This window comes from Pseudoalteromonas sp. S3785 (genome assembly GCF_005887365.1).
Lineage (GTDB): Bacteria > Pseudomonadota > Gammaproteobacteria > Enterobacterales > Alteromonadaceae > Pseudoalteromonas.
Genome location: NZ_PNCT01000028.1, coordinates 21163 through 38053, shown reverse-complemented (window position 1 = coordinate 38053; position 16891 = coordinate 21163). Strand labels below are relative to the sequence as shown.

The 16891-nt window shown below is 41.8% G+C and carries 16 protein-coding genes; 11 read left to right on the top strand and 5 right to left on the bottom strand.

What is annotated here, in order from left to right:
* Positions 1-43 precede the first annotated feature (43 nt).
* Both pdsS and pdsR read right to left on the bottom strand, forming a co-directional pair.
* Positions 44-2179, bottom strand: coding sequence for a proteobacterial dedicated sortase system histidine kinase (pdsS, locus tag CWC17_RS08370; protein WP_138612583.1), 2136 nt, complete (start codon positions 2177-2179; stop codon positions 44-46).
* A complete protein-coding gene (gene pdsR, locus CWC17_RS08365) occupies positions 2179-2868 on the bottom strand; it encodes a proteobacterial dedicated sortase system response regulator (protein ID WP_138541997.1) in 690 nt (229 codons plus the stop codon). The genes pdsS and pdsR overlap by 1 nt, the downstream gene beginning before the upstream one ends.
* A 200-nt stretch (positions 2869-3068) precedes the next feature.
* Here pdsR and pdsO point away from each other — a divergent pair, with 200 nt between their 5' ends.
* From pdsO to CWC17_RS08350, 3 genes are read left to right on the top strand one after another with little or no spacing between them, the layout of a single operon-like run.
* Positions 3069-3800 (top strand): sortase-associated OmpA-like protein PdsO, encoded by a 732-nt coding sequence (gene pdsO, locus CWC17_RS08360; RefSeq protein ID WP_138541998.1) that lies wholly within the window; start codon positions 3069-3071, stop codon positions 3798-3800.
* Positions 3801-3846: 46 nt separating this feature from the next.
* Positions 3847-5850: a marine proteobacterial sortase target protein gene (locus tag CWC17_RS08355; RefSeq protein WP_138612582.1), complete on the top strand. Its 2004-nt coding sequence runs from the start codon at positions 3847-3849 to the stop codon at positions 5848-5850.
* Positions 5847-6446, top strand: a complete 600-nt coding sequence (locus CWC17_RS08350; RefSeq protein ID WP_138542000.1) for a class GN sortase — start codon at positions 5847-5849, stop codon at positions 6444-6446. Before CWC17_RS08355 ends, CWC17_RS08350 begins: the two co-directional genes overlap by 4 nt.
* Here CWC17_RS08350 and CWC17_RS08345 read toward each other — a convergent pair.
* Positions 6335-7300 carry a DMT family transporter gene (locus CWC17_RS08345; RefSeq protein ID WP_138612581.1) on the bottom strand — a complete coding sequence of 322 codons (966 nt, stop codon included), beginning with the start codon at positions 7298-7300 and terminating at the stop codon, positions 6335-6337. The genes CWC17_RS08350 and CWC17_RS08345 overlap by 112 nt on opposite strands.
* 116 nt (positions 7301-7416) lie before the next feature.
* Between CWC17_RS08345 and proB the strand changes: the two genes are divergently transcribed.
* The 5 genes from proB (at position 7417) to CWC17_RS08320 (ending at position 12037) form a co-directional block, all read left to right on the top strand.
* Positions 7417-8520, top strand: a complete 1104-nt coding sequence (gene proB, locus CWC17_RS08340; RefSeq protein WP_138612580.1) for a glutamate 5-kinase — start codon at positions 7417-7419, stop codon at positions 8518-8520.
* 137 nt (positions 8521-8657) lie between these two features.
* Positions 8658-9632, top strand: coding sequence for a GGDEF domain-containing protein (locus tag CWC17_RS08335; protein WP_138612579.1), 975 nt, complete (start codon positions 8658-8660; stop codon positions 9630-9632).
* 54 nt (positions 9633-9686) lie between these two features.
* Positions 9687-10046, top strand: coding sequence for a glutathione S-transferase N-terminal domain-containing protein (locus CWC17_RS08330; RefSeq protein ID WP_004586118.1), 360 nt, complete (start codon positions 9687-9689; stop codon positions 10044-10046).
* Between the two features lie 45 nt (positions 10047-10091).
* A complete protein-coding gene (gltX, locus tag CWC17_RS08325) occupies positions 10092-11576 on the top strand; it encodes a glutamate--tRNA ligase (protein WP_138542004.1) in 1485 nt (494 codons plus the stop codon).
* A gap of 161 nt (positions 11577-11737) precedes the next feature.
* Positions 11738-12037: a 2OG-Fe(II) oxygenase gene (locus tag CWC17_RS08320; protein WP_138542005.1), complete on the top strand. Its 300-nt coding sequence runs from the start codon at positions 11738-11740 to the stop codon at positions 12035-12037.
* 4 nt (positions 12038-12041) lie between these two features.
* Here CWC17_RS08320 and CWC17_RS08315 read toward each other — a convergent pair whose 3' ends face one another.
* The gene (locus CWC17_RS08315; protein WP_138542006.1) at positions 12042-12434 is read right to left on the bottom strand and encodes a hypothetical protein; all 393 of its coding nucleotides are present in this window, start codon (positions 12432-12434) and stop codon (positions 12042-12044) included.
* Positions 12435-12602: 168 nt separating this feature from the next.
* Between CWC17_RS08315 and CWC17_RS08310 the strand changes: the two genes are divergently transcribed.
* The 3 genes from CWC17_RS08310 to CWC17_RS08300 all read left to right on the top strand — a co-directional run bounded on the left by CWC17_RS08310 (position 12603) and on the right by CWC17_RS08300 (position 15681).
* Complete coding sequence (locus tag CWC17_RS08310; RefSeq protein ID WP_138542007.1) at positions 12603-13304, top strand: DUF3581 domain-containing protein; 702 nt, start codon at positions 12603-12605, stop codon at positions 13302-13304.
* 93 nt (positions 13305-13397) lie between these two features.
* On the top strand, positions 13398-14648 hold the full coding sequence (locus tag CWC17_RS08305) for a DEAD/DEAH box helicase (protein WP_138612578.1): 1251 nt from the start codon (positions 13398-13400) through the stop codon (positions 14646-14648).
* A 55-nt stretch (positions 14649-14703) separates the two neighbouring features.
* Entirely contained in the window at positions 14704-15681 is a 978-nt protein-coding gene (locus CWC17_RS08300; protein ID WP_138612577.1) for a sensor domain-containing diguanylate cyclase, read from the top strand.
* Positions 15682-15757: 76 nt separating this feature from the next.
* Here CWC17_RS08300 and CWC17_RS08295 read toward each other — a convergent pair whose 3' ends face one another.
* A complete protein-coding gene (locus tag CWC17_RS08295; RefSeq protein ID WP_138612576.1) occupies positions 15758-16714 on the bottom strand; it encodes a methylenetetrahydrofolate reductase in 957 nt (318 codons plus the stop codon).
* Positions 16715-16891: the final 177 nt, after the last annotated feature.

Here is a 16891-nt window from a genome sequence, read left to right as displayed (position 1 = left end):
AAAAAATAAGGGCGACTCAGCAGGGCGCTACTTTATGCACAGCCTAGTTTTGTAAAGGCAGGGTTACTTTAAATACCACGCCATTACCGCACTCGTTATTTTGCGCAGTGACACTGCCGTTATGGTAATCACACACTAGCCTTACAATATAAAGCCCTAACCCTAAATGTGGTTGTTGCTGCATTTGCTGACTACGCACCGACACCATAGAATCAAAAATATGCTCAGTTAGCCCTTCAGGCAGTGCGGGGCCTGTATTACTCACTGTTAATATTGCTTTATTTTCGCTCTGCTTAAGACCTACATTAATAGCCGTATTGGCTTCACTAAATTCCAGCGCATTATTAATAAGCTTATCAAGTAGCTGAGCTATAAACTCGGGAGCTCCTTGCATAGGTAAAGAGTTTTGGCATACATCAAGCTCAAATAATTGTTCAGGGTAAGTAAGCTGATAGCCTTGCATGCAGCCATTAATGACCTTTTGTAAATCAAACGGCTCGCTCTCGTTGCTTTGAATGCTTTGCTCAAGGCGTGTGGCTTCGCTCATGGTGGTTATTATTTTTCCTAAGCGCTCAACCCCTTCACTGGCGCGCTCTAAGTATTTTTGGCTTAGCTCGTTTTGTGGCAGGCTTTGTAAGTTTTCAAGTGACGAGCGCACCACAGCCACCGGCGTGCGCAGTTCGTGCGATAACCGCGATGACATATTTTCTAAATAGTTAGTGTACCCACCTAACCGGCCAACAATATTGGCAAAGCTTCGTGAAAGGTCGCCAATTTCATCGTTTGAGTCGCTGTAATTAATACTGCCGGTAATGCGCCCTTGGGCGTCAATGGCTTGCTCTGCGGTATCACGCAGTCGTCTAATACGGCTCGAAATACGCGAGGCAAAAAAGAACAGCGTCACGGTACCAATTAGCATCACCGCTAAAATAACGTTAAAGAGCTTTTCGAGCGATTTATTACGCAGTGTGCGTACACCGTTAGTGGTTTCCTCAGCGATGACTGCGCCAATGACTTTGTCATCAATCCAAATAGGGTAAGCCGCCGATAAAATAACGGCTTTACTGTCGGGGGTTAACCGCCAAGACGACGCTGGTTGCCCTTTGAGTGCTTTAGCTAAATGCGTACCTTGCATTGAAGCGACATCGTGTAGGGTATCTAAAAATTCGTTTTCGGGGCGAGTTAAAATTTTATAATAAAGCGGGTGTAAATACGTTTGCTCAAAGCGCTGCCAGGCATTTTTAGGCGGCTGGTTTTTGAGCCCGTCGGCCCATACGCCATCGGCATTTTGAATTGTGCCCGACTGCGCTAATACGCGATGATGGTTATCAACCACCCAAATACGGCTGCCGCTGTGGCCCATACCTTTTAAAATTCGATTAATTTCGGGTGAGGGCACCAATACCGAGCCTAAATCGCTGGGGTTATTTAAATTAGAGGTCGACATTGTTTTAGAATCAAACGGCGCTTTTTTTGTGTCGATATCGACCACGGCAAAGCCTAGCTTGTTACCCAGCATATGAATAGGAAAGCGCAGCTCTACGTTATATCCCGATTCAGTGCGCATAAAATAGCCCTGAATTTTTGTAAACGGTGTTTTGGTATTCGCATTAAACGCATTTACCCAGCCATCTTGGCGTGGGGCAATAATGTACGTATTAAAATCGCCGCTTGGGTTTTTTAGGCCAATTTTTAAATGGTCGTTATTCGTAATGCTTAAACTATTTTTAGCACGGTATACAAGATGATCGTCAGTGACTTTAAACACCGCATATAAATAGTTATCAAATTTGCCAACCATATGATCAAACGATAAATCACTGGCTTGGTGATTGCGCTGCGTTTTTTGTAAATAACGTTTATCGTAATGCCAAAAAAGTGGTTGATAGCTTTGCCAGTCGCTCAGCTTGCCATCAAGTTGAATGGCATTTTTAAGGTTGTACGCATATAAGTCGCGGCCTTTTACTACCTGATCTAAAAAGTTGGTTTGCTCATCAAACAGTGCTGGGCGCTCGTGCAAAGCGGTGGCAAGCGCGCGTGTGGTGCCTACGAGGGTTTTTTCTTGGCCTTGGCGTAAAAACTTTTCCATTTCCCATACGTACTCGTAACCAAGCCACGGCAGTAAAAACAAAAAGCACGACAGAAGTATAAATTTACTGCGTAGGCCAAAACGTAACATTAGCGTTGCTCCCACCTGTAGCCCATACCGTACACGGTATCTATGCAGTCAAAGTGGCTATCAAGTGCCATAAACTTTTTACGAATGCGTTTTACATGTGAGGTGATAGTACTGTCGTCTACGTAAATTTTTGCATCGCTCATTAAATCGTTACGGCTTTTAACATGGCCTGGGCGCTGCGCAAGTGAGTGCAGCATCCAAAATTCGGTCACCGTTAAATCAACTAATTGCTGCTGCCAAAATACCTGCATGCGCTGGGTGTCGAGCTTAAGCGGGCCGCGTGTAATTAATGCATTGGCATCGGCGGGTTGTTCAAGCGCTTCCATGCGTCTAAATAGCGCGCCTATTCTCGCAGCCAAGTGGGCTAAGCTAATATCTTTTGTTAGGTAGTCATCGGCGCCCATACGCAGGCCACACACGGTATCTATTTCGCTATCGCGTGCAGTTAAAAAAATAATAGGCAGTGTTTTAGAAAGCGTACGCAAAGTTTGGCAAAGTAAAAAACCGCCGTCAATTTCGTGGCCTAAACCAATATCAACAATGGCTAAATCAGGTAGGGCGTCTTTAAATGCACTCTCTGCGCTGACGCGATCAGCAAAACCACTTACTTGATAACCTTGAGCGCTAAGCATTTCAATATAGTTTTCGCGGATGGCGGTTTCATCTTCAATGATGGCTATTTTTTTCATTCTACTCACCCTTATTTATTTTAAAACGCACTATATCGAAGTTTTTCAGCTATGTACGGTTAAAAAGGCAATTGCCATTTTTTTGCCACAATTGCTCAGTACTTTGCCATTTTTTCTCCCCTTTGTTGCCACTTGCAGTTGCTTTAATACAACCATCAAAACAAAACATCACAAATTAAAACAAGTTTAAGGATTACATCATGAAGAAGACATTAATCGCATTAACGCTCGTAGCCAGTGTGTGTACACCTGCATTTGCGTCAGCCGCTAACACCCCTTCTAAAGAAGCACACAAAGAAACCGCCATTGGCTTAGGAACAGGCGCCATTATTGGTGGTGTCGTTGGTGGGCCAATTGGTGCCTTTATTGGCGCATTTGCCGGGGGCTTAATTGGTGATTCAAAAGTGGCCGATGACAAAATAGCCCAGCAACAGCGCGCGATTACGCTGATGCAGGAAAAAACCAGTGACTACATGCACGTGCTTAATCACAACAATAAGCTTGAGCAACAGTTAGATGTACTCACTAATCAAAATGAGCAGCTAACACAATCGCAAATAAATAACTTACTTGCCATGACAGTACAATTTAAAACAGGCTCAAGTGTTATTGCCCCGCACTTTGCTGCCCAGTTAGACCAGCTTGTGGTGCTGTTAAAAAACCAGCCGCAACTAGCGTTAGACTTAAGTGGTTTTGCCGATCAGCGCGGTGATGAGCAAGCGAATCTTTTATTATCTAAAAAACGTGTAAACGCAGTGCAAAGTTACCTTATAAAGCACGGTATTAGCCATACACGTTTAAGTGCTCAGGCCTTTGGTGAGCAGCATACATTAGCAAATAGCAACACAGTTGAAGATAACTTTTTTGATAGACGCGTAACACTAACTACTCGCTCAATAAACCCGGTAAATGGCCAAACGGCAAGTAACTAAAACCATTTTTATTTGAGTAAAGTTAAGCGTTCGATGGAGTGATTTTATGTTGAGTAACCTAACCAAAATGCTTACTAAAGTAAGCATTTTTATTTTCTTAGTGAGTGTGCTTCTGGTTAGTTTTAATAGTCAGGCACAGTCGCCCAAGCTTGAACTTTTTGACAGTGGCGGTGCGGCTGTAGCGCCAGCCATTATTTTAAAAAGTGACGCAAACATGACTTTAACCGGCCTAATTAACCATGTGGTCGTTAAGCAAACTTATCAAAACGATAATCCGTTTGCGGTAAATGCGCGTTATGTGTTTCCGCTGCCTGATGAAAGCGCCGTTCATGCAATGACGATGCGCATAGGTGAGCGGGTCATTAAAGGTCAAATAGATAAAAAAGTGGAGGCCGAAAAAAAATACCAAGCGGCAAAAAAGGCAGGCAAGCAAGCCGCACTTGTGCGCCAGCAGCGCGCGAATATGTTTATTACTAATGTGGCAAATATAGGCCCTGGCGAGCAGGTTATTGTTGAGCTTGAGTATCAAGAAATTATTAATTACAGCAGTGGTACATTTGCGGTTCGTTTTCCTACAACTATTACGCCGCGCTATCATGCAATTAGCGGTGAAATTGGGCAAAGTAACACTGACAAAACCGTATTAAATCAGGCACCAAGCGGCTGGTTAAACCCTGTTTACAACATACAAAGCTCAGAGCAAAGCCAAGAGGATGTACCCGATAGCAAATTTAGCTTAAATATAGACATAGACGTAGGGCTGGAGCTGGTAGAAATAAATTCTAAATTTCATAACGTAGACATTCATAACCCAGCATTTGGTCAATATACGGTTGCTTTAAATGAGCAAAAAGCCATAAATCGCGATTTTGTGCTGGAGTTTAAACCGCTACAAAAAGAAAGCGCCCAGGCGGCATTTTTTACTCAGCAGTTTGAAAATGGCGACCGATACGGACTTGCTATGCTAATGCCACCAGCAGATCACTTTACGCAAACGCAGCGCCTACCACGTGAAATGGTGTTTGTTGTAGATACATCAGGCTCTATGCACGGGCAATCTATGGAGCAAGCTAAAAAGGCGCTGTTTTATGCGCTTTCTTTACTCGATAGCGACGACAGCTTTAACATTATTGGCTTTGATAACGTGGTTACCCCCATGAGCGATAAACCCCTCATTGCCAGCGATTTTAATTTGCGCCGTGCTGAGCGCTTTATTTATAGCTTAGAGGCGGATGGCGGCACCGAAATACAAGGTGCCCTTGATGTTGTCCTTGATGGTAGCCGTTTTGAAGGCTTTGTACGCCAAGTGGTATTTTTAACGGATGGCAGTGTAAGCAATGAAGAAGCCTTATTTAAAAATATTCAGCGTAAATTGGGCGATAGCCGTTTATTTACTGTCGGTATTGGTAGTGCACCTAATAGCTTTTTTATGCGCCGCGCTGCAGATATAGGCAAAGGGTCGTTTACGTTTATAGGTAGCACACATGAAGTGCAGCCTAAAATGCAGCAGTTATTTGATAAGCTTGCTCATCCAGCTATCACTAATTTAGAACTGAGCGATGAAAGTGGTAATAGTTTAGATTTTTGGCCTTCCCCCTTGCCCGACTTATATTTTGGCGAGCCAATAATGGTGGCTATAAAGCTAAACGATACGAGTCGAATTACGCTTAATGGGCAAACCGCTCAAGGCCCCTTGAATATAAAACTAAGCGCACAAAATAGCGCAAACGCAAAAGGGATTGATAAGCTGTGGGCGCGCCAAAAAATTAAATCGTTGCTTTTGTATAATGACCGGCAGACAGTTAAAAATGAGGTGCAAGGGCTTGCGCTCACGCATCAATTACTTAGCCCATTTACGGCCTTTATAGCTATTGAACACACTCAAATTAACGAGCCTGCAAAGCAAACTGCACTAGCTAAAAACGCAGTGCCACAAGGGCTAGCTATGCGATTACCGCAAACCGATGGACAAAGCCGACTTTACATCCTGCTGGGCTGTATTTTGTTAGCCGGGTTCGGCGCGGTAAAATTAACTCGGGCATTTAAATGAATAAGTGGCTAAGTGCAGGCTTATTAATCGCCGGGCTGGGGTTGTTTTCTCATGGTGCTTATATGCAAGCTAAGGCATGGCTTGCACAAGTATTAATAGAGCAGGCCTGGCAAGAGGCCCTTATTACGCCAAACGCTCGCGTTAAACCGTGGTTTTACGCCGATACCTTTGTTACAGCGCAGCTTAGCTGGCCTAAGTACAGTAAAACGCTTAGCGTTTTAGCTGGGGCAAGTGGTCGTAATTTAGCATTTGCACCAAGCCACTTTTTGCCGGGGGCAAAGCTTGGCGATGCACAAGGCGGTGCGTTAATAGCGGGTCACAACGACACTCACTTTGCATTTTTACAACACACCAAAGTGGGTGAAACGTTTACGCTGCAGTTGCAAAATGGCGTAATTCAGCATTATAAAGTGAAGGGGGTTGAGGTTATTCATCAATCCCAACAGGCGTTTTTACAAACGCCTGGGCTTTACTTATTAACCTGTTACCCTTTTGACTCGTTGGCATCGGGCACTGATTTAAGATGGCTTGTATCGGCTGAGTTGATGGGGTCATCACCAGCTTCGTTAAGCGGTATGTCGACCACCAGCTCTTGATGACGCTGGCTTATTATTACACCAACAAACACGATAAATATACTCACCCATTGCCAAAAATCGAGCACTTCACCCAAAATGATGGCTGATAAAATAAGCGTGAAAATAGGAATTAAATTTGAGTAAGCCGCAGCAGTTAACACTGATACTTTGCCAATTGCATAGTTATACATGCCATAGCCACCGAGGGTGACGCACGAGCCTAAATACAAAATGCTCATAAGGGCGGCTAGGTCATGCTGGTTTTCGCTTGGTAAGTCGATAAAAAACAAAAACGGTGCAAAAAACACACTACCACTTATGCCTTGTAAAGCAATGAGCGTTAACGGCGAGTAACGATTGGCCAAGTGCTTAATGCTAATGGTGTAAAACGCCGCGCATACCATGGCCATAAGTTCTAAAAAGTTACCCAATAATGGATTAGGGGCTTGATCAGTATTGGGTGAAAGCAAAGTAAGTAAAATACTGCCGCCAATACATAAGGTAAACCCAATCACAATGGCTTTACTGATATACTCTTTAAGCATAAAAAACGCCATCAATGCCACAATAATAGGCAAGCACGAAACAATAACTCCCGCCTGAGAGGCCGAGGTGTATTCCATTGCGTGGCCTTCAAACAAAAAGTACAAGCAAGGCTCAGCCAGCGACATACCTAATAAGTACTTCCAATCGCCTTTTAAATACTCAAACCGAATTACATAGCGCCATAAACAAAGCGATAAAACTAAGGTGGTTAACATGCGTAAGAATATAACTAATGCAGGGTCGTAAACGGCAATAGCATACTTAAGCGCAATAAAGGAGCTGCCCCATAAAAAGGTAGCAATAATTAGGCATAAACTAGCTGGCATAAATGAAATTTTATCAAATTAAATTAACGCTGATCCTAGCATGAATAATTTTAACTTGTTCAAAAATACCGAGCTGGTATAAGTTTATTTATCTTTAATTTTAATAGTAAATAATAATGCGTAGGGAACAGGTAATTGTTGTTAAGCTTGGCACAAGTGTACTAACAGGCGGCACCGATAAATTAGACAAAGCCCATATGGTTGAGCTGGTTCGCCAATGTAGCGAACTAAAAAAGCAAGGCCACCAAGTTATATTAGTATCAAGTGGCGCGGTTGCTGCGGGGCGCGAACAACTAATTAAACCCTGTGGCCGCGGCCTAATAGATAAGCAAATGTTGGCAGCCGTTGGGCAAGGCCAGCTTATACATATTTGGCAAAGCTTATTTACCTTGTATGGTATTAACGTAGGGCAAATGTTACTTACCCGTGCCGACGTAGATGACCGCGAACGCTATTTAAATGCGCGCGACACTTTAAATGCGTTATTAAGCCACGATGTGGTGCCTATTATTAATGAGAACGATGCAGTAGCAACTAGCGAGATAAAAGTAGGTGATAATGATAATTTATCGGCGCTTGTGGCTATTTTAGCTAATGCCAACAAGCTATTACTACTTACCGACCAAGAAGGTTTATTTACCAGCGATCCGCGAACCAATACGGATGCAAAACTAATTGATGAAGTAACCCATATAAATGATGAATTACGCCAACTGGCTGGTGGTAGCGGTACAAATTTAGGCACCGGCGGTATGGCCACAAAACTACAAGCCGCCGACGTAGCAAGGCGCGCAGGGGTTGAAGTTATTATTGCAAAAGGCGCTGGCAATAATGTTATTTTAAAATGTATGAGCGAGCAATTACCCGGTACGCGGTTTTTAAAGCTTACTGCACCAAAAGATGGCCGTAAAAAGTGGCTAATGGCTGGGCCTAAAAGTACCGGCCAAATTATGATTGATGCAGGCGCTATTGTTGCACTACAAAACAAAGGGGCAAGCCTATTAGCCAAAGGCATAACCAATGCTTTTGGCCGTTTTGAGCGTGGCGACTTAATCGATTTAATAGACACCAATAACCATGTTATTGCACGAGGGTTAACGCGCTTTAACCAAGTTGAAGTAAATAAAATTAAAGGTGCTCACTCAGAGCAAATAGGCGAGCTACTCGACTTTGATAGTGGTGCTGTGGTGCTTCACAGAGACGACTTAGTTTTACTTTAGTTTTTTATAGTGCTTAGTAAAACAAACTTTAATCCACATAGGTGAATGCGCCCTAATTAAAAAGTATTGGTTAATTATTTAGCAAAGTTGATAGTTTTGTCTAAACTGATTGAAGTTAAAACAGTTTAGGTAAACTAATGAAGGCAAACAATTGCGGGCACGAATGGATAATCAATCTAACTCAGCAAGAAGAAGAAAGTGATTTAGATGCGTCGTTAGTACAGATTATTGGCGACCTGCTCGAAGTTGAAAATTTTGCTATTTATATTAATAAACACTTTAGTGCGCAATTACCGCCTACGCTTATAAACACCGACACTCGCCTTGAAGTATTAGAGTCTAACGAAGCGTTAGCGCTGCTTAATAAAGTGACCCAAAACAAAATAAGAGTAAGCCGTGCCTTAGGTGTAGTAACAACGTATGTGCCAATGTATTACTTTGGAAAAGTAATTGGCATATTACTAATAGAAACCACAACAGAGTTAGCGCAAACCACCACAATGCTCGCCGTGCATATTTTAAATATTTATGCCAACCAGCTAGGGCTATTACATAAATCGCGTTTAGACCCCTTAACCGAGCTTTTAAATAGACAAACCTTTGATAAAAAAGTGATCGAAATTGTCTCAGGCAAAGGCTTTTTATTACCCCGTGATGATACAAACGAAAAGCGACGATGGTATTTAGCCATTGCAGATATCGATCACTTTAAACGCGTAAACGACAATTACGGCCATGTCATAGGGGATGAGGTTATTTTACTTGTGGCGCGCCTGCTAAAAAATAACTTTAGGTTAGAAGACTACGTATTTAGGTATGGTGGCGAGGAGTTTGCGGTACTATTTCAAACCAAAACTGAGGCACAAGCGTATATAGCACTTAACCGTTTGCGCTCAAATATTGCTGAGTACCCCTTTCCGCAAGTTGGGCAGCTTACAATTAGCATTGGCTTTTTAGAGCTGGCAAGTATTGATACTGTATCTAGCATAGTGCACCAAGCCGACATGGCGCTGTATCATTCTAAAAATAGCGGCCGTAATAAAGTGACTGCTTATAGCGAGCTTGAGGTAAATGAAGAAGTGACCACCGATAATAGTATTGAGCTTTTTTGATTGTAAATTTGTGCTAAAATCTGGCTCCTTAAATTGTTGTAGGCAGGCACAAACATGAAATTCGTTCGTTGGTTTTTAGGTTGTATAATTTTATTCTTTAATTTTGTATTTACTCCTCGCAGTAAAAAGCGTGCAAGCGATGTGCAAGCACAGCTTGATCAGCAAACCTCACAATTTAAACTTTATCAATTTAAAGCATGCCCGTTTTGCGTAAAAGTACGCCGTGCAATTAAGCGCGAAGGCTTAAAAATAGAAACGCGTGATGCAAAAAACAATCAACAATTTCGTCAAGAGCTGTTAGAGCAAGGCGGCAAAATTAAAGTGCCATGCCTACGTATAGAAAAAAATGGCCAAGTAGAGTGGCTGTACGAATCTAACGATATTATTGCTTACTTAAACAAAGTAGCGGCTTAAACGACCCCCTTAATTTTTATCTCACTTATTAAAAGAGACATTATCATGACAATCCGTACTCGTGTTGCCCCATCTCCAACAGGTGACCCGCATCTTGGCACCGCTTATATTGCGTTATTTAACTACTGTTTTGCTAAACAACAAGGCGGCGAGTTTGTACTTCGTATTGAAGATACAGACCAGGTTCGTAGCACGCCAGAGTCAGAACAAGCGATTATGGATAGCCTGCGTTGGTTAGGTCTTGAGTGGGATCATGGCCCTGATGTAGGCGGCGAATTTGGCCCTTACCGTCAATCTGAGCGTAGCGATTTATACAAAAAATACGCGCACCAATTAGTTGAGCAAGGTAAAGCGTTTTATTGTTTTGCAACCAGCGAAGAGCTTGACCAAATGCGCGAAGAGCAAATGGCACAAGGTCTGCGCCCTAAATACGACGGTCGTGGTTTAAACCTCACAGAAGATGAAATTAAAGCAAACTTAGCTGCTGGTAAGCCTTATGTTATACGCATGAAAATACCTAGCGAAGGCACCTTTAAGTTTAACGACTACCTACGCGATGAAATTGAAATCCCGTGGGAAAACGTAGACATGCAAGTGCTATTAAAAGCCGATGGTTTCCCTACGTACTTTTTAGCAAACGTAGTGGATGACCACCACATGCAAATAAGCCATATTTTCCGTGGCGAAGAGTGGATTAACTCAGCACCTAAACTATTAAAACTTTACCAAGATTTAGGTTGGGAAGCCCCCGTATTAGGCCACTTACCATTATTACGTAATCCAGATAAATCAAAGCTTTCTAAGCGTAAAAACCCAACGTCTATTAATTACTATAAAGAAATGGGTTACCTACCAGAAGCCGTGCTTAACTATTTAGGCCGTATGGGTTGGTCAATGCCAGATGAGCGTGAAAAATTCACTCTAAATGAGATGATTGAACACTTCGACATGAAGCGTGTATCACTTGGCGGCCCAGTATTTGATGTGGAAAAATTAAGCTGGTTAAACGGCATGTGGATCCGCGAAAACCTAACAGATGAAGAACTTGTACAGCGCTTTGTTGATTGGAAGTTTAATGGCGAAATGCTAGCTAAAGTATTACCAGAGGCTAAAACGCGCATTAATACGCTTTCGGATATGGTTGACTTAGCAGGCCACTTTGTAGGCGGCATTCCAACTTACGACCCAGCACTGTTAACAGCGGGCAAAGCTGACGAAAACGTAATACGCCAAGCGCTACAGTTTTTTGTATGGCAGCTTGAAGGTTTACGTAGTTTTGATAAGCCAGCTATATTTGCCATTGCAAAAGAAGTTGCTACATTCCACGAGCTTAAAATTAAAGACTTTTTAGAGCCAATATTTGTAGCAATCACGGGTAAAACATCGTCTACCTCAGTGCTTGATGCAATGGAAATTTTAGGCTCAGACTTATCACGTGCGCGTTTACGTGTTGCACTTGCTCATTTAGGTATTTCTAAAAAGCAGGCTAAAAATATTGAGCGTGCGTACCGCACATACCCAAATGCATAATCTTTAGTTATACTTTATAAAAAGCCGAGCTTATTAATTAAGCTCGGCTTTTTTGTTTCAGGCTGTTTGGCTATATGTCATCGCGTTTTGATATTGTTTAGCGCAAGCAGTGGCGCTTTAGCAAATGCTACAATGCTGCATGTAAATTAAAAGGAGGCAGCATGATTGCACCTGTAAAAAACAAAGCTTTATTTAGCAGTAATGCCTTTTCAATAAACCTAGTTACTTACCCTACAAACCACAGCGTAATGAACCATATAGACCCCGTGCAGCAAGGGCGTTACTACAAACTTAATTTTGTACTCGTAAAACCCAAAGCGGGTGGGGTTTTTAAATGCTCAAAATGCATTATTAATTGGTTTAACCGCGTGTATCTATTTAGGCCCGACAAGTACGAGCACAGCGTTTCTAAAATTGAGTCAGGAAAGCGCGTACTACTTAGTTTTGCGCTTAATATATAATTTATTAATAGTCGTAGGCCTGTCCGCTGCATAAAACAGACAGGTCACAATACGATACAGATATTTCGCGACAAGAATTTATAGTAAAGGCGTTAGCACCTCTGCGCATTGCATCAGCTTTAAGTAAATCTATAGACTCTGATTTAGAGCGATTATAGCTTATACTACTGTTGCCTCTACCATCTCCACTGCAGCTTTTGCCTTCAATTCGGCCTAAAAGTGTGGCGCCACTTTCGTGTGCTTCTTGGTCGCTATAAAACTGTTGTAAATCTCGTTTTTTAACGTACGTACCAATTTCCTCAGATAAAACATCGTTATCTATATCGGTATGAAAAGTCACGTTTGAGCATCCAGTTAAAGCAGTGAATACGCTTATTGCTGCAAAAACACGTAACATAATAATTAGTCCCTTATTTAAGTTTGGTACCTAAATTACTAACTAAAACAGGTATGTGCAATATTTACCCTTAAGTTAATTGTATGAATTTGTAAGTGATTCGACCTCTCTTTAAATTTTTTCTGGTAGTATGGGCAGGTTATAAGCAGTTTAAGCAGTGAACAATCTATGTTAAGTCCTTACTTTCAGCAGCATGCTGACTATGTTTCTATCTCTCGTGAGCAAGGGTGTCGTTTCGCAAAGTGCGTTGCCGATGATTACAACCCACTTCATGATAAAGATGCCAAAAAGTTTTGCGCGCCAGGAGACTTACTTTTTTCTTTAGTATTAGACCGCTACGGTATAAGTGAGCGAATGGAATTTACCTTTGCCGGTATGGTTGACGAAAACACTAAACTTAATTTCCCACAAGGGGCTGATGAGTTTGATGTAACCAATGGCGACAAAGTAATTTTAAAGGTAAAACGCGAAGGCCAAACCAGCAAGTGCCCAACACTGACAAATAGCTTAATAAAAAACTATGTTGAATTTTCTGGTGCTGCATTTCCGCATGTAATTATTCCGCTAATGGGCAAGCAAGATGTAATGATTAACCCAGCGCGCCCTATGGTTATTTACGAGTCGATGATCATTAATCTTGATAACATTGATATTCAAGCGCCAACGCTTGAGTTTGCTGAGCCAAGTTTTGAGTACACAGGTAAGCGCGGCAAAATTACCTTGCGCTTTGACCTATTAGAAAACGGCGAAAAAGTCGGTTTTGGTGAAAAACACATGGTAGTGTCGGGTATTCGTGAATACTGCCAAGCAACGGTTGATGACTTAATCGCGTTTTATAATGAGCGAAAAGCCACCTTAAAACCGGCTTAAAGTTTATTTTAAATAAAGGCGCTATTTATAGCGCCTTTTTTATTACTAAAGCTCAGGTATAATGGTGCTCTTTGTTATTTTAAAGCTAAGCCTATGTCTGCCACATCGTTCTCATCTCTAAAACTCGATTCGTTATTACTAACAGCAATTGAGCAAAATAATTACACCACGCCTACCGCCATTCAGGTTAAAACTATTCCGCACATATTAGCGGGCAGCGATGTAATGGGCAGTGCGCAAACAGGCACAGGTAAAACAGCCGCCTTTGTACTACCACTACTACATAAGCTTTTAAATACACCAAAAAAAGATGAGCCAGGTATAGCCCGAGTGGTTATTTTAACCCCCACACGTGAGCTTGCTCAGCAAGTATTTGCAAGCTTTGAAAAATACGCTCAAGGCAGCAATATTCAAGGCGCTTTAGCGTATGGCGGCGCAAGTATTGGCCCACAAATTAAAGCACTTAAAACGGCGCAAGTGATAGTCGCAACGCCTGGGCGTTTACTTGATCATATCGTTAAAGGCAGTGTGGTGCTTTCAAGTGTTGATTCGTTAGTATTTGATGAAGCCGACCGTATGCTGGATATGGGCTTTATTGATGAAATAAAACGTATTTTGCGCCACATTCCAGGCGATCGCCAAACCTTATTGTTCTCAGCCACATTCGATGACAGCGTGTTTGAGCTGAGTAAAAAGCTACTTAAAAACCCCGAGCTGATTGAAGTTGATAAACGTAACTCAGCCGCCGTTGAAGTAGAGCAAGTTATTTACGCAGTTGATGAAGATAGAAAGCGCGAGCTAGTATCACACATGATTGGCATGAAAAATTGGCGCCAAGTACTTATATTTACACGTACCAAACAAATGGCCGATAAACTTGCCAAAGAAATGTGTAAAGACGGTTTAAAAACTGAGTCTATCCATGGCGGTAAATCGCAAGGTGCACGCGACCGTGCATTACAAAACTTTAAAGAAGGCACAACGCGCGTATTAGTTGCCACCGATGTAGCTGCCCGCGGTTTAGATATTCCCGCGCTTAAGTACGTAATAAATTTTGAGCTACCTTACATAGCAGAAGATTACGTACACCGAATTGGCCGTACAGGGCGCGCTGGTGAGCAAGGCCTTGCCATGTCGCTGGTAAGTATTGACGAGCAATGGCTACTGGAAGAAATTGAAGTACTACTTGATACCCGTTTAACACCACAATGGCTAGAAGGTTACGAGCCTGATTTAAACAAGCCCCCTAAAGATAACCGTAAAAACACCAATAAAGCCCGTAAAGATCGCGATAAAAAGCGCATTACGGGGCAAAGAGCACCAAGTAAACGCCGCAGAAAGTAGCCTTAAACATATTTATTTGGCTATACTAAGGCGACTAAATAGCTGAGGTATAGTTATGTTTGAAACAGATAAATGGGCATTTTCTGGTATCGATGGCCAAATATCATTACATAAATGGCAAAAAACCATTGATCTGATTACGGGGCTTTTTTCGGCTCCTTCCGGCTATATAGTTCAGGCTACTAGTAAAGGCTATCGCGTAGTTATTAGAGCAAATGAAGGCGGCTCACACTTTGAAACCAACCCTATACTCCCTCCAGAAACGCCCTTATTTTGTAAATATGTAGCCGAAAACAACAACACTTTGTATGTTAGCGATACCCGCAACGATACGCAGTGGAATACCATGCCCGAGGTGATTGAAGATGGCGTTGAATCCTACCTAGGCTTGCCAATTCACTGGCCTGAAGGTGAAGTATTTGGCACCTTGTGTTTAAAAGATTCAAAAAAAACCAGTTACACCGATGAATATTTTGAGCTAATAGAGCAGCTTCGTGATTTAATTGAAGACGATTTAGCCCTTATTTATAGCTTTGAGCAAATGCGCGAAATAGCCATGCTTGACCCGCTTACCAATATTTATAATCGCCGTGCACTTAGCTTACTTGCCCAACACAAACTTAATTTAGCGCTGCGTTTAGGTTTTGATGTGTGTTGCTTGTTTATTGATATAAATGACTTTAAAAAACTAAACGACACTTATGGCCATGATATAGGCGATCAGGCACTAATTATTTTGGCAAATACCTTAAAAACACATTTAAGAGAGGCTGATATAGTAGGGCGTTTAGGGGGCGATGAATTTGTAGCAGTGATGCAAATCAGTGATAGAAGTAAGCTTAGCCATATTATTGATAAAATAAAAATTGAGTATACAAACGCACTATTAGAAAACAACGTATGCGCGTTGACACTTAGCATAGGCGAAAGTTTTACTAATAAACAAAAGCAACCTTTTGATACGTTATTAAATTTGGCCGATCACCAAATGTATAAAAATAAACAAGCGTATAAATTGGCTAAAAAAGCATAATAATAAAAGCAATACACTTAAACATAGTAACAAAAAGCAAGCCATTAGGCTTGCTATAAACGGGGAGAATGAGGCTCTAAGCGATTTGTTTTTCGGCTAAGTTTAATTCCATCGTGGCTTTTAATAAACGGTATAAGTTTATTGATGCGTCAATTTCTTCTTTACGGTTTGTTAAGCTTTCAATATTTAAGCCCAGTGGCACATCAAGATGCGCACAGCTTTTAAGTATTAGGTCGAGGTTTTCTCGGCAAATACGTACCGATTCACTTAAGGTGTTCTCTGCATCAAGCATGCGCCATTTAGTGGCCTCTGGCACTGAGATACCCAACCATTGCATAAACTCTAAGGTTTTATCGCCACCGCACGGGGTAAACGTTAAAATAATTCGTTTTGGTGTAATACCTTGCGCTTTACAGGTACGCGCATAACTAGTGATTAGCTCTATCGTTGCTTGTGCGTCGTAAACCGCTTGCGATATAAAAAACTGACACCCTTGTGCTGTTTTTTCTATAAGGCGCTCGTGCTCATTTCGCTTACTTGCATGGCGCTCTGCTATGGTAACGCCCCCTAAAAAGAAGTCATCACTTTGCTCTGCAAGCGTTTTATAGGCATTGGGCAAGCTTAGTTTTATATCACCCACCGATGAAGGGCTACCCACTAAAACCACATTTTTTAAATCGTAGTCGCTTTTGGTTTCATCCAACCAGCCTTTAAACTCTTCTACACCACGCTGTGCCACACTTTTGTAAGTAATAACATCAGGAGCAGATAAATTACGTAGTAAGTGGCTGTATTCACGCGGATCAACCGTTTGTTTAAACGGGAATGGGCGTGCTTTATCTGTACGGCTACTTTCATCTTGAATGTCGTAAATTATTACGCCGTCGTATTCAATTTCGTGTAAGCGAGCAAGTAGTTTTTCTGCAATGATTTTTAGTTGCACTTTATCAGTACCAATTTTAGGCGGGGTAGTACCAATAAGATAAACACCTTGATTGGTGTCTTCTATTTTTTCTTGTAGTGATAAAGCCATAATCCTCATTCCAGCTTAGTCCAATGTATGTAATTTAATATAGCAGCCATTTAGACGTCTAGATAGATTTATTTGGTGAAAGTTTTTCAATTAACTTGAGTATTTTTCATGCTTAAGTGTTTTTAAAATAGGGAATTGACACAGTTGTTTACATTAAAACCGTCGCAAAGCTCTTAC

Excerpts from the sequence above, each read along its gene's own strand:
- pdsS (WP_138612583.1), bottom strand. The coding sequence starts at position 2,179 with ATGTTACGTTTTGGCCTACGCAGTAAATTTATACTTCTGTCGTGCTTT.
- pdsR (WP_138541997.1), bottom strand. The coding sequence starts at position 2,868 with ATGAAAAAAATAGCCATCATTGAAGATGAAACCGCCATCCGCGAAAAC.
- pdsO (WP_138541998.1), top strand. The coding sequence starts at position 3,069 with ATGAAGAAGACATTAATCGCATTAACGCTCGTAGCCAGTGTGTGTACA.
- CWC17_RS08355 (WP_138612582.1), top strand. The coding sequence starts at position 3,847 with ATGTTGAGTAACCTAACCAAAATGCTTACTAAAGTAAGCATTTTTATT.
- CWC17_RS08350 (WP_138542000.1), top strand. The coding sequence starts at position 5,847 with ATGAATAAGTGGCTAAGTGCAGGCTTATTAATCGCCGGGCTGGGGTTG.
- CWC17_RS08345 (WP_138612581.1), bottom strand. The coding sequence starts at position 7,300 with ATGCCAGCTAGTTTATGCCTAATTATTGCTACCTTTTTATGGGGCAGC.
- proB (WP_138612580.1), top strand. The coding sequence starts at position 7,417 with ATGCGTAGGGAACAGGTAATTGTTGTTAAGCTTGGCACAAGTGTACTA.
- CWC17_RS08335 (WP_138612579.1), top strand. The coding sequence starts at position 8,658 with ATGAAGGCAAACAATTGCGGGCACGAATGGATAATCAATCTAACTCAG.
- CWC17_RS08330 (WP_004586118.1), top strand. The coding sequence starts at position 9,687 with ATGAAATTCGTTCGTTGGTTTTTAGGTTGTATAATTTTATTCTTTAAT.
- gltX (WP_138542004.1), top strand. The coding sequence starts at position 10,092 with ATGACAATCCGTACTCGTGTTGCCCCATCTCCAACAGGTGACCCGCAT.
- CWC17_RS08320 (WP_138542005.1), top strand. The coding sequence starts at position 11,738 with ATGATTGCACCTGTAAAAAACAAAGCTTTATTTAGCAGTAATGCCTTT.
- CWC17_RS08315 (WP_138542006.1), bottom strand. The coding sequence starts at position 12,434 with ATGTTACGTGTTTTTGCAGCAATAAGCGTATTCACTGCTTTAACTGGA.
- CWC17_RS08310 (WP_138542007.1), top strand. The coding sequence starts at position 12,603 with ATGTTAAGTCCTTACTTTCAGCAGCATGCTGACTATGTTTCTATCTCT.
- CWC17_RS08305 (WP_138612578.1), top strand. The coding sequence starts at position 13,398 with ATGTCTGCCACATCGTTCTCATCTCTAAAACTCGATTCGTTATTACTA.
- CWC17_RS08300 (WP_138612577.1), top strand. The coding sequence starts at position 14,704 with ATGTTTGAAACAGATAAATGGGCATTTTCTGGTATCGATGGCCAAATA.
- CWC17_RS08295 (WP_138612576.1), bottom strand. The coding sequence starts at position 16,714 with ATGGCTTTATCACTACAAGAAAAAATAGAAGACACCAATCAAGGTGTT.